The sequence below is a fragment of the Neobacillus sp. CF12 genome (genome assembly GCF_030348765.1).
GTDB lineage: Bacteria > Bacillota > Bacilli > Bacillales > Cytobacillaceae > Neobacillus.
The window spans coordinates 5,606,525-5,629,582 of the sequence record NZ_JAUCEU010000007.1 but is presented as its reverse complement, the minus strand read 5'-3'; the positions used below and the strand labels follow the sequence as shown (position 1 = coordinate 5,629,582).

The following is a 23,058-nucleotide window of genomic DNA, read 5'->3' as shown; positions in this document are numbered from 1 at the left end:
TTAAGAAAAGGGAAAATTCAAAAGAAAAAACAAAAAAGGAGCGGTGGACTCCTTCTTAAAATTCCTCGAAATATTAAATCTACTTAAAGTATTTTATAATTGTTTCCACCGCATTATCCTTAATAATTTGATTACCGTATTCAGCAAGTACATGCGAACTAAGAATGGAAGGATTTCCGTACTCAGATAAAAATGCAGCAATTTTTTCTATTATGGATGAATCTATATTATTCATAAGTAGGTAATATTGATTGTTATAGGAAAATAAACTGCCACCATTAACATGCAGTGAAGACAGCATGTGAGAAAGACCGATAATATCTTCTATTGTTTCGAATTGATAAAGCAGATTTTCACAGCCTTCAACCCTGACTTGCATTTCTACATAGCCATCAAATAATATTTCTTCTTCTTCTTCTTCCATATTTTCGTCAACCGTTATTATCATAATCATTCCTTGTGCCTGCAAGGAGAAAATTTCAACTGCTACAGAACCCTGAATTTCTACATCAAATTCCTCACTTGCTTCCTCCAGCATATCGCGGAAAAGTTGATGCCATTTTATTGAATCTTTCCAAATATCGTCCTTGGAAAGTCCCCTTTCCATCAAATCATCAGAGGTTAAAAAAATTTTAATCTTATTGACTGTTAAGCGTTCTAAGCGCATGCTCTTTTGCCCCCTGCCGTGACATAACTCTTATCCCTAGTGTATGTCAATGGCGTTGGTTGGTGCTTTGTCTAAAATACCATCCGTTCCATTAGCCACATTTCCCATTCATTAATTGTTTCTCCAATAATATATGGTGAGAAATATTCCCTTTCTGTGGGTTTCATTGTAGTAATTGATACAGAGGTAAGACCAATGGTGAGGTCTTGATGATTTAAGGTCAGCATTTCAATAAGTGAAAGTGCCTTATTTAAGTCTTTCTGCTCCCCTAATGAGATGATAATTAAATCAGGATGAATGATATCCAATGTTAAGTTTAGATCCTCTTGAGAATAATAAGCACCTATATTTATAACCTCAACCCCGCGTTTTCTTAGATAAAAGTGGAATAAAAGCTGACCAAAGTCATCACTTTTTTCCGAGAATGTAAGAAATACCGCTTTGTTATAATGTACATTGAATGGAAAGCTATGAATAATCGTTGTGATTCGTGCTTTTATTAATGATAAAGAATAATTCCTTTGAGAATTGGTTATTTTTCCACAAATAAAAGAATCCTCAATTTTCATAAGGACCTGGCTAAAAATATCAATAACCACTTTTTCCATTGTAAAGGTACTGAACATTGTATTAAGTACTTCGTTTATCCTTTCATGCTCAAAGTGGATTAAGGCGTCATAAAGAGTGTCCATTAACCCATTTAATGAATTACCTTGTTTGAGGTTTAAAGCTTCTGAGTCCATTTGTACTTGGTTATTACTCATTAAGGAAATAGCCTGACTTATGGTAAAACCCTGATTTACCTTCTTTATTAACCACTTTAATATCTTTATATGCTCTTCTGTATATAAACGATGTCCTGCATCATTACGAACAGGTGCAATCATATGATATCGTCTTTCCCATGCTCTTAGTGTCCCTGGCTGAATCCCTAGTATTAATGCAGCAGCTTTAATATTGTACTTACCTTCTTGATCGGCCATCTAAAATTCCTCCGATATTTCACCAAACCATTCTTGAAAAGATTTATTCTAACCATTTTTCAGCGTTATTAAATGGCACTGTGCCGGTGCCCCTAATCTTAATGGAACTCCTGTTGTTCCATAACCATTGCTAATTAATAAAGTAGTGTTTACTAATTTTTCAACTTTTCCTTGCTCATATGGACTATAACCCAAAATATGTATTTGTCCTCCATGGGTATGACCACTTAATACTAGTCTTATATTATGTTCTGGAAATATTTTGTTTGTGATATCTGGATAATGACTTGCTAGTATCTTAAAACTTTTATCTTCCGCATCTAATAATGCCAAGTCCAGTCTGTCTCGCTCTTGATTTAAGTCATCCACACCAAGCAAGGATAATTTTTCTCCGTCCACAGATTCAAAAGTTGCAGCTGTATTATCTAATACTTTTACTCCTGAATCCAATAGAATAGCATCTAATTTACGGTAGTCGGTCTCATAATCATTATTTCCCCAAACAAAATAAACGGGACCTAACTTTTTTAACTTCTCAAGGTTTTTCTTGACCCTTTCAAACGGAACATTCTTTTCAGTTAAATCCCCGCCAATTACAACGATATCGGCTTTTCCCATAGCAGCAGTAATAATATCATCGGAAATAAGACGCTTGTGAATATCAGAGATGAAAAAAATTGATACACTTCCGAACGACTTGGGAAAATCCTCAAAAGACATTACATTTTCGATCAAATGATTTCCAAAGGCTTCTTTTACCATATACAAAATCAGACCCGCTCCCAGAATCAGAAGCAAAACAATAATATAACCCATAATTTCCCCTTTTCCATTCTTAATGTCTACTCAAAATCATACCATAAAAGATGCTAAAACCAAACAAGGCTAACGTTTCCTCCGTCTTTTCATTACTATCTTATTCATAAAATGAAGAACCTCATGTAATAATTGTACAAGCATGACTAATCCAAAGAAAAAAGCAATTGAGGCAGCAAAAAATTCCAATGGATAAATAATCGGTCCTACCAAAATATCCTCAAAAACAATCGGGAAAGTAATTGGAAACCATTCAATAAATAAATAAACACACAACAGAATTAATAATAGCCGCCAAATTATCCTCAGCACAAAAATCCCTCCCATACAATGTATGAGAAGGATTTCAATTCTATCCACTTTGAAGGTCTAGTCTTCCTGAATACTTAAGATGCGGAAACCTTGCTCTTCAAGTTTCTTTGTAAACCTGTCAATATTATCTTTCTTTTCAACCTTCATTACCATTCTCCGAACCAATTTATCGGTCTCATCAAACGTCACAAGTGAAATTATATGTTCATGGAAGTGATGTGCAATTTCAGATAGCCGTGCAATACGCCCCTCTGTTTCTACAGATGTAAAGGCAATTCTAACTCCTGGGCGATTTACTCCAAAAGCACTTTGAAAGGTGGAAAGTACATCAGAACGTGTAACAACTCCAAGAAATTTACGATTTGGATCAACTACAGCTAACAACGGAAAGTCTTTTAAATCAAGAAGTGTTTTTTCAAAAACTTCTTCACCTAATAAGTACTTCTCTTGATGTGTAGCAATCTCCTTAACAGTGATGCCACTTAAATATTCATCCTTCTGTTTTCCCGAAGAAAAGTAGTTTGCATAAATATTATAACGTGTAACAACACCTACATATTTTTCTCCTTGTAAAACTGGCAATCCATCAATTTGATGCGTTTCCAACTGTTCTAATGCAACCGCCAATGTCGTATTTTCCTGAACCGTCACACAGGCATGCCCTGGGATCATCATATTTTTTACAAACACTTTCCATCACCTCTATGAAATATCCTACCTTCATATTATACTTCAACAAAACTTTGAATTATCCTTTTTTTTCAATATTTATGTCATGAATCATGATTAATATCATATTTATTAATGATATTTACTAAGGGAGGGAGACAATGTTTACTCTATATAAAACATATTGTCCGATTGCTGGTCCGTTTGACCCCTGTAAACCGATCCCAGAAAAAACGTATTCAACTCCACCGAATCTATATATTGGATTCCAGCCGCCAAACCTTCCACAATTCACACCACTCGAAGCACTAAGAGCCGGAACTCTATGGAAACCATTTTACGATCCATACTACAACCCTTTTGAAAAAGCTAAAGGGGGAATAGGTAGATGAAACAAATTCCAGCAGAATACTACCAATTAATGGAACAACTTCAAGCGGTTGACTTTGTATTAGTGGAATTAACTCTGTATTTAGACACACATCCTGATGATCTTGAAGCCATTAAGCAATTCAACCATTATGCAAAAGAAAGAAAAACAATAAAAAAGGCATTTGAAAGTCAATTTGGTCCACTTCAGCAATTTGGGAACAGTTACTCCGGACATCCATGGAACTGGAACGAGCCACCTTGGCCTTGGCAGGTTTAGAACTACTACTTTAATAAAACTGTGGGAGGGAAATGTATAGATGTGGATATATGAAAAGAAGCTTCAATATCCGGTCCGTGTAAGCACTTGTAATCCAACACTAGCTAGATATTTAGTGGAGCAATATGGTGGTGCAGATGGTGAACTGTCAGCAGCATTACGGTATTTAAATCAACGATATTCCATCCCAGATAAAGTCATTGGATTATTAACGGATATTGGTACAGAGGAATTCGCACATCTGGAAATGATTGCCACAATGATATATAAACTCACGAAGGACGCCACTCCTGAAATGATGAAAGCAGCAGGCTTAGGTGACCACTATGCCATTCATGATAATGCTCTTTATTATCAAAATTCATCTGGGGTACCATGGACTGCTGCATATATACAAGCTAAAGGTGATCCAATTGCGGACCTTTATGAAGATATTGCAGCAGAAGAAAAAGCGCGGGCCACTTATCAATGGATTATTAATCTAAGCGATGATCCGGATTTAAACGAAGGTCTAAGGTTCCTTCGAGAACGTGAAATCATCCATTCTCAACGGTTCCGCGAGGCTGTAGAAATATTAAAAGATGAACAAGGTAAGAAAACGTTCTTTTAATTACAATAAGAAGCAGACGTTGCTGCTTCTTATTTTTTTTCATGATAAAGATTAATATCATAGGTTTTTTTCATTATTTCGAAATCAATATGGCGATTTTTCCAATGTTCTTCCTTTTTCCATAAATCCTTACTCCGATTTACAATTTCACACCTTAATTCTTGGTACTCTTTTTCTTTTTTGTCCTTTTGCTGCCGTAATACATTCATCGCCCCATATAAAATTGCTGTAATTGCCAACAAACCAATATTAATAGCGTCACTAACAGAAGCTGAGAACATAGCAAAGAAAGAATAAGAGTACTGTTTAGCAATAATAAAATAGAAATAACTAAAAAATAGGAAAGCAAATAGCAGCATTGAATAAATGGATAAATAATGCAATCTTTTCGCTGTATCAAATTTATCCTTTCTTTTCCGGACATTTTCTAACATTTGTTTTGTCGCATCATCTGTATGTTCAAGTAAAATTATTGGTTTATCCATTCTTTAACCACCTCTTTAACATAAATATGAACTTGTCCGATAAATTATGAAAAATTTGCATGAAAAAACCGGTCAGGATGTGACCGGCTACTTATTTAACGGGATTTCTAAGACTTGGCCTAGATAGATTTCATTCCCTTTTAGGTTATTCGCTTTTCGGATGATATCCTCTCCAGCTTTTGAATGATAATACTTCAAAGATATCCTATAAAGATTTTCTCCCTTTTTAACCGTATGATAGATAACATTACTTGAATCTTTCGTTGAACTATTTTTGTCAGTGCCTTTGGCAGTTGAAACTGGGCTCTCAACTGAAGTATCAGGGATAATCGGCTGTTGAACCTCGATTGCCGCTTCATCCTCTACCACTGTTTTTTCTTCAACGTTCGTTTCCGCGGTGCTTTCTGTTTCAGACTTTTCAAAATTAATGACCTCGTAACCAGAAGAATCCCCAGAGACTTTCTCTGGTCTATTACTCTTTCCCTCTTCAAGGTAAGAATAAGCACTAAAAATAACGATGGGAAGGAGGATAAAAAATAACACCAATATACGAATAATTGGATACTTTACTTTTATTTTCGTTTTCTTTCGTTTTTCCCTATGAATCTGTTCTCTAGGAGGTAATTGGTCGCGAACTTCCGTTGTTTCTTCATTAATTTTTTCAATTCGCTGTTTAAGCCGTTCTGCTTGGTTTCTGAAAGGTTCTTCTTTATTCATGAAGTAGTCGCTCCTGTTCATCGACATCAATGGAGTGTCTATATTTAATATAAAGCCCTAATAAAAAATCAATAATAAAATGAGTAACCATGGTAATCGCTAAATTGTTCGTCCATTCATAAATGAATCCAATGAAAAAACTAAGGATTACTATATTAGAAAATAAAAACCAATTAAAAAGGTAACGATAATGAATAATGGCAAATATGAGACTAGCTAGAATAAGCCCAACTTTTGTTTGTATAATACCTCGAAATAGTAATTCTTCACTGATTGCTACAAATGCCGCAATCCAAATTATGTGAATGACACTTCTATTTTTAAAAATTCTTTCGTTCAAACCACCGTCATTATAAAAGTGCGGCGGAAGCATTTTCATTAAAAGTATATCAACTAGAACAATGGCTACCCCAGCAGGAACGCCAATAGACAAGATTCTTAGATCCGAAATATCAATTGCCTGCATAAAGGAAAAATGATCATACAAAAGTATCCCTAAAATAAAAGTGATAACCAGTAATATGATTTGGGTCATATATAAATGGAAGAGTAGTTCTCTATCCGTTAATCCTTGGATTAGTTCATTATATTTATTTTTCATTCACTCAACCCACTATTTAGAAGAATTTTAGCTAAATAATCTTTCCACATTCCTTCATTTAGATGATGAGATTGTACAGTGTCCTTTGCATGGTATTGATTTAAACCAATACCACAAACATCGCAGCAATTCCTTATTTCTACTGTTCCTGCATCTTCTTCAAAGTAATCTAGGATTAAATCCCTTCTACATGACTTTGACTTAATCCATTTTTTTTGGAAATGAATACTTTCCTTCTTTACTTTTAATCTTTCATTTACAAATTCCTTTATTTTTAGCTTTAAGTGCTCGAGATTAGGAATGCCTTGAGGATTTTTTATGAAGTCCTGAATAATACGCCATTGAACCTCGGAAAAGCCTCCTTGCTCCCTTAAATATTGATTTTCGTCTAGAAAATAATCATTTGGCCATTCTCCCTGTGGAAAGTGTGAGAACAGCCAGTCAATTTGCAACTCTGACGGCAGTTCTCCTTCTGCAAGCTGTAAAGGAAGTTGTTCATCACCAGGTGAATATAGTAAAACTGCAATACTGGCCTCGCCATCACGACCTGCCCTGCCGATCTCTTGCAGGTACGATTCGATTTGCATTGGCATATGGTAGTGAATGATAAATCGAATATTTTCCTTATTAACCCCCATACCAAATGCACTTGTAGCACAGATAACATCTAGTTGTCCATGAATAAACTGTTGTTGGATTAAGATTCTTTGTTCCTGATCTAAGCCTCCATGATAGGCCATTGTTCTGCTAGTTCCCTTCTCTGCTAACAGAGAAGCCATCTGTTCCGCAACCTTTTTACTCGAAAAATAGACAATTCCCGGCTTTTGTAACTGAAGAACTAATTCTAGTAACCTTGATTGTTTATCATGGTAGTTAGGTACTTCTTCCACATAAAAAGCAATATTGGGCCGGTCAATTGTCGAAACAATCTTGTTATATTCCTTTAAGTCAAGAGACTGGATAATATCCTCGCTAACTTTTTTTGTGGCAGTCGCTGTTAACGCAAGGGTTAGGGGATTCCCAAGTTTACGTCGAAATTCTCCTAACTTCGAGTATTCTGGGCGAAAGTCGAATCCCCACTGAGAAATACAATGTGCCTCATCCACTACAAATAACGATATGTCAAGACCTTGCAACTTTTTCATAATAGCTGGTAAACGTAACATTTCTGGTGAGATAAAAATATATTTGTATTTTGTTAAATTACGTAATACATAACCTCTTTTTTCTGAATCAAGAAAAGAATTTAAAGCAATTACCCGTTTCTCACCAAACTTCATTAATTGCTCAACCTGGTCCTGCATAAGAGATAACAAAGGTGATATGATTAATATATGCCCTGCAAGACAATAACCCGTAAGTTGGTAACATAATGACTTACCAGTCCCTGTTGGCAACATTGCAATGGTGTGATTTCCTCCCAGTAGAGACGAAATTACTTCCTTTTGCCCCGTTTTAAATGTCTGATAACCAAAATGTTTAAATAATACTTTTTCTAATTCCATTTTCTTTCACCATACTTTGCGAGAACGAGCCTAATTTGAAAATAGGAGGCTGTTTTAAGAGTATCCCTAATTACTTTTAGCTGTCTAGTTTCTTGTTGACGTGAAATTTCTAATATTTTCCGTTGAACATCTACGTCAACATAGGTATTAATGGAAAATCCCTCCACATTTAACGCAAATTCCACAAGATGATCTTCAATCGTGCTGATTTTTAAATTGCGTATACGTGCAATTTCTTCCGAAGAACATCCTTGATTTAAAAGTATCCATGTTTTACGAGAAGAAAGAGTTAACGAATCCTCTTGCTGCAAGTTAGCAAGCAACGATGATAATACCTTAAAACGAGAAGGATCATTTTCAACGAATTGAATCAAATAATGAAGAATATTAGTGAATTCAAGATGGTATTGTACTGAATCAATATTCAGCATTTTAGATGTTTGCATGGAAGTCAATCCAATTTGCTGATAACCAGTTAATCGATATACCAGTACGGCAGGGTTAATATCGCTGGCCTGTTCAAGACAAGCTACTAGTTCCAAAAAGAGAACTTCCCCTAACTTCTGTTTTGGTATGGAAGTGCGTTTTAAAAATACTTTTAACCAATTATGAACCTCAGTATTTTTTTGAATTGGGATGTATTTAGATTCTTGGAATGTTATGTTAGAAACTACCTGAATTAACAGTGACAGTCTTTCCCACACTAACAATGTATAGGGGTGAAATCTCCATCCATTTATATACTTGGGCAGTGATTCATTTGTTAAGTAATCATGCCCTGCATTAGTAAGTTTGTACCTTTGTTCTCCACAGGGTTCCACAAGTTTTTTTTCTACTATATTGTTGATCATTTCATCAAACGTTTCACGTGTTAAAGGATCAAGAATCCGAAAGAACTTTTTGAGTGAAAACAAATGTGCGTCCTGAAGTGTTTGTGATGATTTTTTTCCGTTTAAAAGATGATAGATGGAATAAATTGTTCTTTCACCGTTTATTTGTTTTAAACAATATAACAAAATGTTTTCCATTTTACACATTCCATTCCACCACTATTTGCTTATAATCGACAAAATCACCTATTTTTCTATCCCTATTCTATCATGAAACTGAATGACGTGTTGCTAAAAAATGTGGAAGATTAGCGGAACCAAATTCCTATATAGCATTTTTCTATTGAAAAGTTACTCATAGAGTTTTACAATAGGAATGAGTAATGCGTTTCCATTATATATGGAAGATAGTAAGTTATTTTATTGGGAGGTTTTTTTTTCATGGCAAAGTATACGATTGTTGACAAAGAGACTTGCATTGCATGCGGTGCATGTGGAGCAGCTGCACCAGACATTTACGATTATGATGATGAGGGTATTGCATTCGTAACTCTTGATGATAATGAGGGTATTGTTGAAATCCCTGATGTTTTAGTTGATGATATGATGGATGCTTTCGAAGGCTGTCCAACCGATTCAATTAAAGTTGCTGACGAACCATTTGACGGCAACCCAACGAAATTCGAATAATATTTTGTCATTAAAATATTGTTAAGCTGCTACCTCCGCCATTCTCAGGCGGAGGTTTTTTATTCTCCTTTAACTATAAACAAGAAAGAAACCAGGAGGCTCCTGATTTCTTTCTTGTTTTTAAGCACTTTTTATAGTTGTTAATTTATTAATCCACGACTGCATTCTAATGAATAGCAGCATGAATATTGAAGACATGATTATGCCTTTTATTATATTGAATGGTAAGATTGCCGGTACTACTAAATTCCGCATGTCCGGGAACTTCAATAGCGAGGTGTATGCAGGTAAAATGAATAAGTAATTTAACAGGCTCATCATTACCGCCATAATAAGCGTTCCTACAATTAGTGCAAGTGTCATGCCTTTTCTAGTTCTCAATTTGTTGTATACATAATAAGTAGGCAGTACAAACAAAATTCCAGCTAGAAAATTAGCAATATGACCAACAGGAACTCCCGTTGCACTTCCAGTTGCAATATAATTGAGTGCGTTTTTAAAAAACTCCACTAATATTCCTGCAACAGGTCCAAAAATCAAAGCTGCGATTAATGCTGGGATATCGCTAAAATCAATAAATAAGAAATTTGGAAATGGCGGTAGCGGGAAATTTAATAGCATTAAAAGATATGCGATACTGCTCAGCATTCCAATTGAAACAATTGCTTTGACACTCATTTTTTTCTTCATTTTCCTCTCTCCTTTTTGACCCATCAAGTTAGGAAGAGAGGTTCAGCATTGATAAGGGTACCTAGTAAAAATAAAAAACCTCAAGAAATATATCTTGAGGGAGTTTTCAAAGGCACTCTTAATAAACGTTCGAAATACCAGCATTTTTTGAACGTCGCAGAACCTCCATCTTCTCCCATCCAGACTATACTGTCGGCTTTGGAATCGCACCAAATCCTGCCATAAAGGCTCGCGGGCTAAAGAGTTTTACTCTAATACCGCCGATCGGGAATTTCACCCTGCCCCGAAGATAGATCGATATTTAATTTCTTTTTAATTATACTAATAAATTTTCTTTTTGAAAAGAAAAAACGCTAACCCATTATGACGGTTAGCGTAAAAATAAATTATTTATGTATCACTAAAACTTGCGATGGCCGGATAAGATCTGATTTTAGTTGGTTAACTTCCTTAAGTTTTTTAACTGTTAAGTTGCTTTTCCTTGCAATGGAAGACAGTGTGTCGCCTGCTTGTACAATATATTGGGCTTGGTCACCTTTAATATTCGTACTTGCGGCCAAACTTTCCGTATTACTTGACCTTCCACCTTTTACTGCCACACCTACCTCGGTATGACCAAGCAGGTTTTCAGGATCAATGGCATTTTTCTTATCAAATGTCCATTCCACTTGATGACTCTCAAAGTGGAGATGAACTCCAGTTGATTCACCGGTTCTTCCCATTGTCCCGATTCTGTCCCCCTGTTTAATCTGTTGACCCTCATGAACAAGACGACTGTTTAAGTGAGCATATACTGTAACATAGTTGTTGGGATGTTTAATAAATATCACATTACCATACGAATTTGAAAAATAAGACTTAGCGACAACTCCATCCTCAACTGCAACGATTGGTGCGTTTAAATTCCCCGCAATATCAATACCCTTATGTGTTCCATGTCTTGTCCCATATGTATCAGATATGACACCATCTGTGGGCCATATCCATCCAACTCTTATTTCATTTCCATCCTGCATACTCGCTTCGGTCTGCTTTCCACCTAAAAATAGTAAACCGACACAAAGCGCCATAATTGCGGCGATTAAAAGCCGCCTTATGTAGTCTCGCATTTGATTTTTTTCCTCCTTAATCTTGTCCTCTCTTCCACACACCATATGTTTACCATTAGATGTTTAGAACAAATAGTTGCAGAAGAGCGGTTAAGCATACTTGTTATAATTTGGAGAGAAATGGTTTTTTATTCATTAAAAATTGAAAAGTGTAATCTCCCTAAAAATAAAAAAAGATTAACCGCTTATTGGCCAATCTTTTTTCATCTCATTTATTGATTTTGAAGATAATTAGCTGCAATTGGAACTTTTATATCTTTAGATAAATCAAACGGTCCTAAAAGCTTAATAGGTGCATTTAAAATGGTTATGGTTTCGAATCCAAATTCCTTTGCAGTTAATAATATTGCTTCAAAGGAGGAAACTGCATCTTGAGTATTCTCCATTGGTGTATCTTGATCAAAATTAATAATTAGTTTATTATTTTGGACTTTAACTTCCTTTATCGGAAAGGATGGAACTAATGAAGCTGTTAAGCCAATCTTTGGCTGGTCCGTCTTCATTGCATCCAAAGCAGTGTCAATATCTTGATAAGTACTTGTCGAAGGAACGAGATAGGTGGTTGTCATTCCTTCAGGTGTATGAAAGAAATAGGCATGTTTTCCTTTAGGTTTAACCACAATTTCTTCTATTAAGCCAAAATTACCAAATTCAATTCCAGGATTACCATTGGTAGTTAGTAATATTTTGTTTACCTGACTATTCGAAGCAATGTTTTTCTCTAATAAATTTATGAAACCTGTTTCAGAAGTTGAACCTTCTCCATACTGATGATCAACAGGGACGTCTACAATTACAGTATTGGTTTTATTATCCAATTCAAACTTCGCATTTAAAGGATAATAATCTGTCAATCCCCACTCTTCTTCCTTTAATAATTCCATTGATTCAGTAAAAACCGTTAACCAATTTTTAGTAGTATCAGGAGTAACAACAATAGTAACGGGTACTAGTATTTGGGCTTGGGAATCAGGAATCCAATAAGTGATTGCTGTTCCATTTCCAACGTCATCATCGTATAACGCGGTTTTACTTCCGGTCATCAGTATTTTAGGTTCATTGCCTGCTATCCCATTCTCATTTCGTGCAGTATCTTCTTTTTCCCTCATTAGCGAAGATTTATCTTCAGAGAGGCTTATCTTTTCATCACTTGCAGACTCTTCTTGCTTGGCACTATCAAGGGAATATTGTGTTTGTGTTTCATCTAACAGTCTAGGAACCAATAAGAAGAAAAGGAGTAATGCTGCTGCCGTAGCAAAACTCGGAATAATCCATGTGGGCATTTTTCTCTTTTTACTGGAAAGATTTTGGTATATGTCACGAGGATTGCGATGATCTTGTATTTTTGGCATTTGCCTTAGTAATTCTTCGAGCTGTTTATCGCTCCACTCTGACTTCTTCACTCTCTAATCCCTCCTTTTCACTCAACATTTCCATATCCTTCTTTAATACTTTCAGGGCACGATGCTGTGTTGTTTTCACTTTACTTTCAGTCCACCCTAGCGCTTGGGCAGTTTCGGATATTGATAAATCGTTTAAAAAACGTAAAATGACAACTGAACGTTGGTCTACAGTGCAATGATCTAAACATTTATATATCCATTTGACTTCTTCCTTTTGAATCATAATCTCTTCAGGTATCGGATACTCATCCTTTACCTGACTAGTAGACCAATCAAACTTTTCAAGGATTCTTCCTTTCCAGCCTTTTTGCTTGCGGAAAGAATCAATTGCAACATTACGCGCAATAGAAAATAGCCATGTTTTTTCACTGCTTTTCCCTTCAAAACGGTGAAAGGACTTAAAAACCCTAATATATACTTCTTGAACTAAGTCCTCTGCCTGTTCTTTGTTTCTTACCATATAAAATAGAAATTGAAAAACGTCCTGATGATATTTTTGATATAGTTCATCGAAAACGGAGTCCATCCATTCCCCTCCCCGTTCATAGAATTAGTCGATACTTATGTACAAAAAGTTACACAATTTAAATATAGACTTTTTAAGTGAAAATGTGAAGGCATACAGCAAAAACAAAAAACCCATCTAAAAGATGAGTTTAGTGTTTATAAATATGTTTCCCGTGAATCAAGAGAAATCGCCATTTTTTTCTTATTTTCGTGGAAGTAAGAAGGCAAATGTCGTTCCTTGTCCAATTTTACTTTGCACTGTGATATGCCCACGATGTGCGTCAATAATATTTTTGGCAATCGCTAGTCCTAATCCTGTACCTGCCCTGCCTCGAGTTCTAGCTTTATCTGCTTTATAAAAACGTTCAAAAACAAATGGTAAATCTTCTTCTGGAATACCTGAACCTGAATCAGACACTTCCACTTTTATCCCGAAATCATCCTTTTTTACAAGTAACTTAACCGAACCACCTTGTGGAGTATGTCTTATGGCATTATCAAGTAAGTTTGTTAGTACTTGTTCAATCCGATCGGGATCAAATAATAGATCAGGTAGATTATTCTCCAATTCGGCACTAAGTTGAATTTCATTGTCTCTGGCCAGTCCTTGAAATTTATGAACGATTCTATTCATAAATGATGGGAGGTTAACTTCGTCAAACGTTAATTGAATATGACCTGCTTCCATTCTTGCAAGATCAAGCAATTCATTAACAAGCCTCCCCATCCTCAAGGATTCATCATAGATGACTTTTGCCATTTCCTTTTTCTCTTCCTGAGATTCCGCAATATCGTCAACAATGGCTTCACTATAGCCTTGTAACATGGAAATAGGAGTTCTTAGTTCATGTGAAACATTGGCAATAAAATCTTTCCTCATTTTTTCTAATACCCGCTCTTCAGTCATATCTCTAAGAACAGCTACTGCTCCACGAATAAATCGGTTACTATAAAGGGGACTAACTAGGATGACCCAGTGACGTCCTTGAAGAGAAATTTCACCAACTTGTTCAGTCTCAGTATCAACGGCTTGTTGAAAAAGGTCCATTACCTGTGTTGGAATTTCTTCTGAAGGTGAACCGGCTCCCCCTTTTTCATAGTACCAATATTGCAAAAATCGATCAGCAGGTGGATTGGTAATTAAAATGGTTCCATCTCGATTAAATGTAATAACGCCATCCGCCATACTACTTAAAATACTCGCAAGTTGCTCTTTTTCCTGACTCAGCGCATTCATATTGAACTTTAGTTGGCGCCCCATTTGGTTAAAAGCAGTGGCAAGTTCCCCAATTTCATCATGAGTAAGTATCGGTACTTTCGTATCGAATTTTCCTCTTGCCACTTCAAAGGCAGCCTCTCTCATCTTTCTTAATGGGGCTGTGATCCTTGTAGATAAAAAGAAGGCAAAAATAGTTGTTAGGATAATAGCAACACCAGCAACAAGTAAGATAAAATTAGTTGTTGAATGTGTAGTTTCTTGGATAATTTCCAGGGATTGATAGATAAAAACAGCACCATTTTGCTCATCATCCACATGCAACGGAACACCTATAATCGAGTATTTTGCACTATCCTGCTCCGAATCATTAGTTGTAAGCTTTGCAACCTTTTCTACAATGATGTCTTCCTCAAATACTTTAGACAGCTCGACATCATTGCGGATTTCTGGTACCGATAATTTCACTGATTTTTCCGAGTTAGGAGAGAAATAGATTTCATCTTCATTTTTAATAATGACCACTTTAGTAAAATCATCGATTATTTCCCAAGAGATTTCTAGACCTAAGGGAAATTGCTCATCGGGATGTCCTTCCAATACTTTAGCTATTTTTTGTGCCTGATGAGTTAAATCATTTTTGGTTTCCGTAATATTGTTATTCTCAAAAAATTCTAGAAGCATCACAGTTAAGATGAAAAGTATAAAGGCAACCAAAAATATGATGGTAAACCAAAGTTTACCAACTACACTCCGTAAAAAGGTCATTCATTAACGACCTCAAATTTGTAGCCTACTCCCCAAACCGTAACAATCATTCTGGCAGCTTGCTCAGAGACTTTATTTAATTTTTCACGGAGACGTTTTACATGTGTATCAACCGTACGTAAATCCCCAAAAAATTCATAATGCCAAACTTCTTTGAGTAATTGCTCACGTTCAAATACTTTGTCCGGTGATTTAGCAAGGAAATATAGTAGTTCATATTCTTTTGGAGTTAAACTGACCTCTTTACCATCTGCCAATACCCTATGTGCATCATTGTCAATCGTTAAATGCGGGAATACAATAACATCCTTAGTTGTTGTATCGGTTTGGAGATAACTAGTTTGAGAAGACCTTCTTAATAATGCCTTTACTCGTAATACTACTTCTCTCGGACTAAATGGTTTAACAATATAGTCATCAGTACCTACTTCAAACCCTTGTACTCGATTAACTTCTTCACCTTTTGCTGTTAACATGATAACAGGCGTAGCTTTCTTTTCACGTAATTCACGGCAAACTTCTATACCGTCTTTACCAGGCATCATCAAGTCTAAAAGTATTACATCATAATCATTTGCAATCGCTTTCGTTAAAGCTTCATTTCCATCCTCTGCTTCGTCAATGGAATATTCTTCACGCTCTAAATACATTTTTAGTAAACGGCGGATTCTTTCCTCATCATCTACTACTAAGATTTTCACTTCTTTATCCATTATTAATCCCCCCATGCAGTTATTTTACAAAATGTGACTATTATTATCTATATCAAACTATAAATGTCTGTATTAAAAGTGTCGATATATTGACAATTCGACGTTTCTCGAACTAATTATTTGCAAAATAGCCTTTACTTGGAAAAAGTAAAGGCTATTAACTTAACATATTTTTTTATCCAGCGTAAGAATGAAGTCCTGCAATAACTAAGTTTACAGCCACCAAATTAAACATGATAATGACAAAACCGATGACTGCAAGCCATGCTGACTTTTCACCGTGCCATCCTTTTGAAAGACGCAGATGTAAAAAGGCTGCGTAGAATAACCATGTAATCAATGCCCAGACTTCTTTAGGGTCCCAGCCCCAGAATCTAGTCCAAGCTATTTGGGCCCAAATCATTGCAAATATCAATGCCCCTAATGTAAATACAGGGAATCCGATTAATACAGATCGGTAACTTATTTCATCTACAAAATCCAGATTAATGTTCTTTGTTAAAGGCTGCAATGAGGCTGCAATACGTTTTCTTAAAATTAATCTAAGTAGTCCATAGAGGATGATTCCGCCAATAAAAGACCAAATAACGGAATTCATTTTCTTTGCATTGATAAGTGCAGGCATTTCAACCAGTGGTTCAAATTTACCTTGAGTTGATAGCTGCCCTTCATGTGGACCAGTAATTGCTGGCATTGTATATTCAATTACTGCCTCCTGGTTATTCTTATCAATCCAAGTAAATTCAGCCTTATAATCCATTGCCGAGAATAATGTGGATACTAGAACAAATCCTAACGTTGTTACTAATCCAAACATTACAGCTTCTAGCCAGAAAGTTCTCTTGCTTGCTCTCGATTGATCAATTACCTTTACGAGATAAATTAATCCTGCCGCAAAGCTGATTGCTAAAATAGCTTCACCCAAAGCTGCAGTCGTAACATGGATATGAAGCCAGTCACTTTGCAATGCGGGTATTAATGGTGAGATATCCCTAGGAAACATGCTCGCATAGGCTATGACGAGTATGGCAACAGGCATTGTAAACAACCCAAGAAGCGGGGTCCGATAAATAAAATAAATAACGATGAATGCACCGACAAGACACATTCCGAAAAAGGTTGTAAATTCAAATAAATTACTAACAGGCGCATGTCCTGCAGCAATCCATCTTGTAATAAAGTATCCAAGTTGAGAAATGAAGCCAACGATTGTTAAAAAGACGGCAATTTTCCCCCACCGATTGGTACCTTTCTTTTCACCAATATCCTTCTTAGCCTTAATGGCTCCACCAAAGAAGAGTGTCGCTACTAAATAAAGGATAAATGCAATATAAAGTAAATTACTACTTATTGTTACCAATTAGACTCCCTCCTTATCCATTCTTTCCCTTTGAATTTGATCATTAGGAATCGTTAATTTTGTTTCTGACAGTGCCGATTCTATTTCTCTTTTTAGTCCATACCAATTTTTATTGGTATGAGCAGCAATCCAAATTTCTCCATTTTTATTTTGCAACCATATTCTGCGATGATTCCAATAAGCCCCTTGGATTACGCCAATCATAAACAGTATACCGCCTACAATGATAATCCAGATTGTTAAGTCTTTACGTACAGTTAATGCCGTAACATTTTTTGTTTCGATTCCTTTGAAAGCCATCTTATACTGATTATCCCCTAAAGGCTCAATCGTTTGCTGAATGGCAACAAAACTCGTTTCCCCTTTTGGGACTTCTGGAGAAACCATTTTGAATACAAAAGCAGGATTATTAGGTATCCGTGATTTTGTCGTTGGCTCCCCATTTTTTGCGAATTCAAAATCCGGGAAAAAACTCAAGACTTCAACACGATATCCATTTCCAAGTTCATATTTTGCTTTTGGATCATATAGATTTATTTTTACGTCTCCAAATGTATTCCCTGTTGCCTTGTTTGTTAAAGAGAAGGACATTGTATTTAATTCGTCCAGTTTGTAATCTACCTGATATAAAGCAAACCTTTCAAATTTCAATGGTTGATTCACTCGAATTTGGTGTTCTTTCACTTTTTCTAATTCTGGCTTTTCACCTGGAATAGCAGGTCCAACTCTTTTGTAAAGAACGGCGTTCGTCTGATAATTTTTCACAACCATTCCAGCACGGTCAATCGCCGCTTCGAATGTTTTGTCCTTTTCTTTATCATAATTCTCGAGAATGAACTTCTCATTCGCAACATAGTATTGTCCGTCCGTCTCAGGGACAACCTTTGTTTCGCCTTCACGAAGCCACAATACTTTATCAATGTACATTCCGGGAACAAATCGCAGCATGCCGCCAATTAAGAAAACAATTAATCCTACATGGTTGACATATGGACCCCAACGAGAGAAACGACCCTTTTCGGCCAATAGATCTCCGTTTTCTTTCCGTACATGATAGCGTTTAGCTTTTAATCGCTGCTCTACAACAGCCAGGTCTTGTTCATCCCCATTCTCGCTAATTCCAAACAGGCGCTGACGTTTTAGAAATCCTTCGTGTCTAGTAACTCTTTGTGCCTTTAAAGCCTTATACAAAGGTACTACTCTGTCTAAACTACATATCACAAGAGAAATTCCTATCATGGCTATAAGGATTAAATACCACCATGAACTATACAAATTATTAAAATCTAGTTCATAATATAATTTTCCAAACCAACCATACTGATCTTCGTAGTATTCTTCTGCTGGCATTGTAGGCGGTATGTACATTTCCTGTGGTAGAATCGTCCCCGCGGCCGATGCAACCAATGTAATGACAATGAGTGATACACCTACTTTGACGGAAGAAAAGAAGTTCCATACCTTATCAACTATGGACTTATTATATGTTTGTGAGCGGCGGGCACTGCCTTCATAACGCATATCCAGCAGTGGTTGATCTTGTGATTGTTCAACTAGAACTTTTCCGCATGCTTCACACAATACGGTCCCGTGTGGATTTACATGTCCGCATTCACATTTAACATCGTTCATTACAAAAAACTCCCTACAAACCCCTTAAGGTTTAATTTTCTCCATATACTCCCTAACAGTAGCTTCTGTTAACGTTCCAGTATGGTATTTAACCACTTTCCCATCTTTATCAATCAAAAATGTTGCCGGAAGTGGATTAACACCATAAGCAGTTTGAACCTGTTCATCGGTATCAATAACAACTGGAAAATCAAGTTCTTTACGTTCTATAAAATGATTAACAGCCAGTTCAGACTCCCTAACATTAACAGCCAACACTTGAACGCCTTTGTCTTTATAATAATTATATTGATTATTTATATAAGGCATTTCTGCTTCACACGGCTTACACCATGTTCCCCAAAAGTTTAAAAATACTCCCTGTCCTTTATAATCTGAAAGCTTATGCTTTTTACCTTCCATATCAACCAATACAAAATCAGGCGCTTGTTTTCCAACTTCCACTTTCATCCGATTATCCTTGGTCAGGTTTGCATACAGCGTGTAGGCAACGGCAGCAGCAAGAATAAAAAGAATAGCAGTCCTCATTACTAATCGCCGTTTTTTCATATTTCTCCCCCCTGTAAATCACAATTACTAGACACAGTTAGTCTAAATTATATCATTTTCCACTGTGATTATAGTAAATACTTCCTAATACAATTGTGACATCTTTATGAATTTTTTTTAGTGGACTCTAAGGATAATCCCCTCAGCAACTTCACTTCATGATGCGTTAACTCTCTTGCATCCCCAGCAGATAATCCATGCAAAGTTAAAAAGCCATAGCGTTCCCTTTTTAATTTCAATACGTCATGCCCAATTGCCTCAAACATTCTCCTCACCTGTCGATTACGTCCTTCATGGATGATTATCTCTATGATAGAAGTTTGTTTTTGTTTGTCTACAGAAAGCATCTTCACTTTTGCCGGAGCAGTTTTTCCATCTTCAAGATGAATTCCTCTTTCTAATTTTCGAAGGTTCTCCTTTGATGGTATTCCTTTTGTTTTCGCAACATAAGCCTTTTCAATCTCATTCCGTGGGTGCATAAGTAAATTAGCAAATTCCCCATCATTTGTGAGCAATAATAATCCGGAAGTGTCATAATCCAGCCGTCCAACTGGGAAAATCCTTTCTTCCTGATATGGAAAGAAATCCGTTACAACCTTCCTTCCTTTGTCATCACTCACACTCGAAATAACACCGCGTGGTTTATATAAAAGAAAATAAACAGGTTCCTCCTTTTCAATCTGGATTCCATTCACTTCAACCTTGTCTGATGGTGTAACTTTTACACCTAACTCTGTAACTACTTTGCCATTGACCTTTACTCTACCTTCTTTGATTAATTCTTCGGATTTTCTCCTTGAAGCAATTCCTGCTCTTGCAATGACCTTTTGTAATCTTTCCAATATGATCCACCTCAGCTGTTTACCTTTATTTTGAATACTGGATGCAAACACCACAGTTTACTAGGAAACAAATTTGTTATTCTTTCCTAATGAATTATGACACAAAACCGCCCTTTTTCAAAGTAACGGCTTTTCCAATTCAGGAAATATAAAAAAGCAGGCTCCTATTTATGTTTTACACGCTTAGGAACCTGCTATATTTTAATAACTTTCTCTTTCCACATCATTTTACTGGGCGCCGAATACTAGGACTACTACTATGATAGCAGCTATAATCCCTACTACATCTGCTAGGAGTCCTACCTTAAGGGCATCCCCCATTTTTTTAATCCCAACAGCACCGAAATATACGGTTAACACGTAAAAAGTCGTATCTGTACTTCCTTGTAAAACGGAAGCAAGCCTGCCAATAAATGAATCGGGACCATAAACAGCAATTAAGTCACTGGTCATACCTAGGGCCGCTGTTCCAGATATCGGCCTGATTAGGATAAGGGGAATAATTTCTGCTGGGACTCCGATTGCTTCCATTGCAGGTCTAATCCAATTCATTAATGCTTCTAAAGCACCGGAAGCACGAAAAACAGTAATCGCTACAAGCATACCTACAAGAAATGGAATAATGGACACAGCAATTTTTATTCCTTCTTTTCCTCCTTCTACAAAACTTTCATAAGTAGGCACTTGTTTAAAGGTTCCATAAAGGAGGATAAATCCAATTAACACAGGGATAAATCCTAGGGAAATAAGTGAAAGAAATTCCATACAGCATTCATCCTTTACGACTTCGTCGATTATAAAAATATCGGTCTATCATAACTGCTCCAAGCATTGAGATAATAGTTGCAATTAATGTTGGTACTACAATCTCAGTCGGGGATGCCGAATTGTAGTTCATACGGATTGCTATAACTGTTGTAGGAATGATCGTAATGCTTGCAGTATTTATTGCCAAGAAGGTAACCATCGAACGGCTTGCAGAATCCTTACTTCCATTTAATTGTTTTAATTCTTCCATCGCTTTTATGCCTAGAGGGGTTGCTGCATTGCCTAAGCCGAACATATTTGCAATCATATTAGACAATATATAACCCATGGCAGGATGATTTGTTGGCACATCAGGAAATAATCTTTTTACAAGCGGACGAAATAACTTAGCCAACAATTCAAGTAATCCGGATTCTTCGGCTATACGCATCATCCCTAACCAGAACACAAGTATGCTGATTAACCCAATACAAAGAGTCACAGCCTCCTTTGCTCCATCAAATATCGCCTTGTTCACTTCTGCCATCGTCCCGTTAATCATCGCAAAAACGAAGCCAACGATTGTCATAAAAACCCAGATGTAATTAACCATTTAATCTCACGCCAATTATGGATAAAAATAGATCTTTTAAAGAATCAAATATCCCCTTTTTCTTTTCAGGACCACCCTGAAAATAAATAGGAGTTTCTCTAACCACTTTTCCATCAAGGAAAACTTGTGCTTTACCAACTACTTCCCCGATATGATTTGATTCGTCCCAGTCATCCCCCGGCTTGTTCAATTTATATTTAATCGAGAACAAGTCCATTTCTTCATCAGTCGCAGGATAAACAATTGACTTATTTACATATAGATGTTTTTGATAATACTTATTGGTTTTAATATCTATTTTGCCCTCTGATAACACTTCTGCCATATCATAGGTTTTAAAACCACTTTCATACATGGATATGTGGTCGTTCCAATCATCAGAAGCGTTCAAGGTAACGGCAATTAAACGCATGTCCCCTTTAGCTGCTGTTGTAACCAATGTTCTTTTTGCACGTTTTGTATATCCGGTTTTTCCACCAGTTGTATATTTGTACTTTGTCAGTAAGCGATTTTTATTTTTCCACTCACGATCCCAATTTTCAGTCGGATTTGGCGCTTTATAATGCTTCGTTCCAGCGATTTTTTGATAGGTTTTATTTTGCATAGCATACCGAGTCAATAGGGCCATGTCATAGGCCGTTGAAAAGTGGTCTTCATGATCATCTAGACCATGGGGATTTGAAAAATGAGTATTTAGCATGCCAATTTCCTTTGCCTTTTGATTCATTAAAAAAACAAACCCATCTAAACTTCCCCCGACATGTTCTGCAATTGCAACCGCTGTGTCATTTCCTGACCTAAGCATGAGACCATATACCAAATGCTCAAGCTTAATCTTTTCCCCAGGCTTTAAGTACACAGATGACCCCTCGGCCCGAGTAGCTTGTTCACTTACTTTCACTATTTCATTCATTTTTCCCGATTCAATAGCAAGAATCGCTGTCATTATTTTCGTAATACTAGCGATTCTTCTTTTTGTGTGGGCATCTTTCTCAAATAGGACACGCCCAGATTCTTGCTCCATTAGAACTGCACCACGTGCACTTACGGAAACGGAAGCATCCACCTTTTGAGGAATGTTTGTAATGAATAGTGAGACCATGAGGGCAAAAATGACTAGCTTCCAAATCATTCTCATAAGTTTACCTCGTCCCCTTCTTTTAGATGTCTAGCTTCAGCGCCTAGGGTCTCGGGGTCATAAGCCAATCCGTCAAGAAGGTAAAAACCAACCTTCTCGCCGGCTCGTCTTATGCCTGTCGACCCTGAACAAGGAGCTTCAGCATTTCAAACTAACTTTCTAAAATTTTATGCGGGACAAGGCTTGATATGACTATTTGTCCTAAAAAATGAAAAGGCAATCGACTTGATGTCGATT

27 protein-coding genes and 1 riboswitch are annotated in these 23,058 nt (G+C 36.4%); of the genes, 4 read left to right on the top strand and 23 right to left on the bottom strand.

Annotated features, from left to right (window positions below):
• Positions 1 to 79: 79 nt before the first annotated feature.
• The 5 genes from QUG14_RS27035 to QUG14_RS27015 form a co-directional block, all read right to left on the bottom strand.
• Positions 80 to 667 carry a genetic competence negative regulator gene (locus QUG14_RS27035; RefSeq protein ID WP_289343561.1) on the bottom strand — a complete coding sequence of 196 codons (588 nt, stop codon included), beginning with the start codon at positions 665 to 667 and terminating at the stop codon, positions 80 to 82.
• Between the two features lie 71 nt (positions 668 to 738).
• The gene (locus QUG14_RS27030) at positions 739 to 1,650 is read right to left on the bottom strand and encodes a MerR family transcriptional regulator (RefSeq protein ID WP_289343560.1); all 912 of its coding nucleotides are present in this window, start codon (positions 1,648 to 1,650) and stop codon (positions 739 to 741) included.
• Between the two features lie 48 nt (positions 1,651 to 1,698).
• Complete coding sequence (locus QUG14_RS27025) at positions 1,699 to 2,466, bottom strand: metallophosphoesterase (protein WP_289343559.1); 768 nt, start codon at positions 2,464 to 2,466, stop codon at positions 1,699 to 1,701.
• 69 nt (positions 2,467 to 2,535) lie between these two features.
• Positions 2,536 to 2,778: a hypothetical protein gene (locus QUG14_RS27020; RefSeq protein WP_289343558.1), complete on the bottom strand. Its 243-nt coding sequence runs from the start codon at positions 2,776 to 2,778 to the stop codon at positions 2,536 to 2,538.
• 57 nt (positions 2,779 to 2,835) lie between these two features.
• Positions 2,836 to 3,468: a CBS domain-containing protein gene (locus QUG14_RS27015; RefSeq protein WP_289343557.1), complete on the bottom strand. Its 633-nt coding sequence runs from the start codon at positions 3,466 to 3,468 to the stop codon at positions 2,836 to 2,838.
• A gap of 140 nt (positions 3,469 to 3,608) precedes the next feature.
• Between QUG14_RS27015 and QUG14_RS27010 the strand changes: the two genes are divergently transcribed.
• Genes QUG14_RS27010 through QUG14_RS27000 form a run of 3 tightly spaced genes read left to right on the top strand, consistent with a single transcriptional unit; the run spans position 3,609 to position 4,706 of the window.
• A complete protein-coding gene (locus QUG14_RS27010) occupies positions 3,609 to 3,839 on the top strand; it encodes a spore coat associated protein CotJA (RefSeq protein WP_289343556.1) in 231 nt (76 codons plus the stop codon).
• Entirely contained in the window at positions 3,836 to 4,096 is a 261-nt protein-coding gene (locus tag QUG14_RS27005; RefSeq protein ID WP_289343555.1) for a spore coat protein CotJB, read from the top strand. The genes QUG14_RS27010 and QUG14_RS27005 overlap by 4 nt, the downstream gene beginning before the upstream one ends.
• Before the next feature lie 40 nt (positions 4,097 to 4,136).
• Positions 4,137 to 4,706: a manganese catalase family protein gene (locus QUG14_RS27000; RefSeq protein ID WP_289343554.1), complete on the top strand. Its 570-nt coding sequence runs from the start codon at positions 4,137 to 4,139 to the stop codon at positions 4,704 to 4,706.
• 29 nt (positions 4,707 to 4,735) lie between these two features.
• On the opposite strand, the gene QUG14_RS26995 is transcribed toward QUG14_RS27000, so the two are convergent.
• From QUG14_RS26995 to QUG14_RS26975, 5 genes are all read right to left on the bottom strand, one after another.
• Positions 4,736 to 5,191 carry a DUF2663 family protein gene (locus QUG14_RS26995; protein WP_289343553.1) on the bottom strand — a complete coding sequence of 152 codons (456 nt, stop codon included), beginning with the start codon at positions 5,189 to 5,191 and terminating at the stop codon, positions 4,736 to 4,738.
• Positions 5,192 to 5,278: 87 nt separating this feature from the next.
• Positions 5,279 to 5,908, bottom strand: a complete 630-nt coding sequence (locus QUG14_RS26990) for a LysM peptidoglycan-binding domain-containing protein (RefSeq protein ID WP_289343552.1) — start codon at positions 5,906 to 5,908, stop codon at positions 5,279 to 5,281.
• On the bottom strand, positions 5,901 to 6,509 hold the full coding sequence (locus tag QUG14_RS26985; RefSeq protein ID WP_289343551.1) for a CPBP family intramembrane glutamic endopeptidase: 609 nt from the start codon (positions 6,507 to 6,509) through the stop codon (positions 5,901 to 5,903). The genes QUG14_RS26990 and QUG14_RS26985 overlap by 8 nt, the downstream gene beginning before the upstream one ends.
• Positions 6,506 to 8,014 carry a RecQ family ATP-dependent DNA helicase gene (locus QUG14_RS26980; protein WP_289343550.1) on the bottom strand — a complete coding sequence of 503 codons (1,509 nt, stop codon included), beginning with the start codon at positions 8,012 to 8,014 and terminating at the stop codon, positions 6,506 to 6,508. Before QUG14_RS26980 ends, QUG14_RS26985 begins: the two co-directional genes overlap by 4 nt.
• The gene (locus QUG14_RS26975) at positions 8,005 to 9,051 is read right to left on the bottom strand and encodes a YpbB family protein (RefSeq protein ID WP_289343549.1); all 1,047 of its coding nucleotides are present in this window, start codon (positions 9,049 to 9,051) and stop codon (positions 8,005 to 8,007) included. The genes QUG14_RS26980 and QUG14_RS26975 overlap by 10 nt, the downstream gene beginning before the upstream one ends.
• 234 nt (positions 9,052 to 9,285) lie before the next feature.
• On the opposite strand from QUG14_RS26975, the gene QUG14_RS26970 reads away from it, so the two are divergent.
• Complete coding sequence (locus tag QUG14_RS26970) at positions 9,286 to 9,534, top strand: ferredoxin (RefSeq protein WP_223591608.1); 249 nt, start codon at positions 9,286 to 9,288, stop codon at positions 9,532 to 9,534.
• A gap of 120 nt (positions 9,535 to 9,654) precedes the next feature.
• On the opposite strand, the gene QUG14_RS26965 is transcribed toward QUG14_RS26970, so the two are convergent.
• The 13 genes from QUG14_RS26965 to QUG14_RS26905 form a co-directional block, all read right to left on the bottom strand.
• Positions 9,655 to 10,224, bottom strand: coding sequence for an ECF transporter S component (locus QUG14_RS26965; protein WP_289343548.1), 570 nt, complete (start codon positions 10,222 to 10,224; stop codon positions 9,655 to 9,657).
• A 163-nt stretch (positions 10,225 to 10,387) separates the two neighbouring features.
• Positions 10,388 to 10,519: riboswitch (FMN riboswitch) on the bottom strand.
• A gap of 91 nt (positions 10,520 to 10,610) precedes the next feature.
• On the bottom strand, positions 10,611 to 11,333 hold the full coding sequence (locus QUG14_RS26960) for a peptidoglycan DD-metalloendopeptidase family protein (protein ID WP_289343547.1): 723 nt from the start codon (positions 11,331 to 11,333) through the stop codon (positions 10,611 to 10,613).
• Positions 11,334 to 11,545: 212 nt separating this feature from the next.
• A complete protein-coding gene (locus QUG14_RS26955; protein ID WP_289343546.1) occupies positions 11,546 to 12,736 on the bottom strand; it encodes a negative regulator of sigma-X activity in 1,191 nt (396 codons plus the stop codon).
• The gene (gene sigX / locus QUG14_RS26950) at positions 12,711 to 13,262 is read right to left on the bottom strand and encodes an RNA polymerase sigma factor SigX (protein WP_289343545.1); all 552 of its coding nucleotides are present in this window, start codon (positions 13,260 to 13,262) and stop codon (positions 12,711 to 12,713) included. The genes QUG14_RS26955 and sigX overlap by 26 nt, the downstream gene beginning before the upstream one ends.
• Before the next feature lie 183 nt (positions 13,263 to 13,445).
• The gene (locus QUG14_RS26945) at positions 13,446 to 15,227 is read right to left on the bottom strand and encodes an ATP-binding protein (protein ID WP_289343544.1); all 1,782 of its coding nucleotides are present in this window, start codon (positions 15,225 to 15,227) and stop codon (positions 13,446 to 13,448) included.
• The gene (locus QUG14_RS26940; RefSeq protein ID WP_289343543.1) at positions 15,224 to 15,940 is read right to left on the bottom strand and encodes a response regulator transcription factor; all 717 of its coding nucleotides are present in this window, start codon (positions 15,938 to 15,940) and stop codon (positions 15,224 to 15,226) included. Before QUG14_RS26940 ends, QUG14_RS26945 begins: the two co-directional genes overlap by 4 nt.
• A 175-nt stretch (positions 15,941 to 16,115) precedes the next feature.
• On the bottom strand, positions 16,116 to 17,300 hold the full coding sequence (ccsB, locus tag QUG14_RS26935) for a c-type cytochrome biogenesis protein CcsB (RefSeq protein ID WP_289343542.1): 1,185 nt from the start codon (positions 17,298 to 17,300) through the stop codon (positions 16,116 to 16,118).
• The gene (gene resB / locus QUG14_RS26930) at positions 17,301 to 18,932 is read right to left on the bottom strand and encodes a cytochrome c biogenesis protein ResB (RefSeq protein WP_289343541.1); all 1,632 of its coding nucleotides are present in this window, start codon (positions 18,930 to 18,932) and stop codon (positions 17,301 to 17,303) included. It lies immediately after the preceding gene.
• A 24-nt stretch (positions 18,933 to 18,956) separates the two neighbouring features.
• On the bottom strand, positions 18,957 to 19,481 hold the full coding sequence (resA, locus tag QUG14_RS26925) for a thiol-disulfide oxidoreductase ResA (protein ID WP_289343540.1): 525 nt from the start codon (positions 19,479 to 19,481) through the stop codon (positions 18,957 to 18,959).
• A 104-nt stretch (positions 19,482 to 19,585) separates the two neighbouring features.
• Positions 19,586 to 20,323, bottom strand: a complete 738-nt coding sequence (gene rluB, locus QUG14_RS26920) for a 23S rRNA pseudouridine(2605) synthase RluB (protein WP_289343539.1) — start codon at positions 20,321 to 20,323, stop codon at positions 19,586 to 19,588.
• Between the two features lie 228 nt (positions 20,324 to 20,551).
• A complete protein-coding gene (locus QUG14_RS26915; RefSeq protein ID WP_289343538.1) occupies positions 20,552 to 21,088 on the bottom strand; it encodes a spore maturation protein in 537 nt (178 codons plus the stop codon).
• Between the two features lie 7 nt (positions 21,089 to 21,095).
• Positions 21,096 to 21,683, bottom strand: a complete 588-nt coding sequence (locus QUG14_RS26910; protein ID WP_289343537.1) for a nucleoside recognition domain-containing protein — start codon at positions 21,681 to 21,683, stop codon at positions 21,096 to 21,098.
• The gene (locus QUG14_RS26905) at positions 21,676 to 22,821 is read right to left on the bottom strand and encodes a D-alanyl-D-alanine carboxypeptidase family protein (RefSeq protein ID WP_289343536.1); all 1,146 of its coding nucleotides are present in this window, start codon (positions 22,819 to 22,821) and stop codon (positions 21,676 to 21,678) included. Before QUG14_RS26905 ends, QUG14_RS26910 begins: the two co-directional genes overlap by 8 nt.
• Between the last annotated feature and the right edge of the window lie 237 nt (positions 22,822 to 23,058).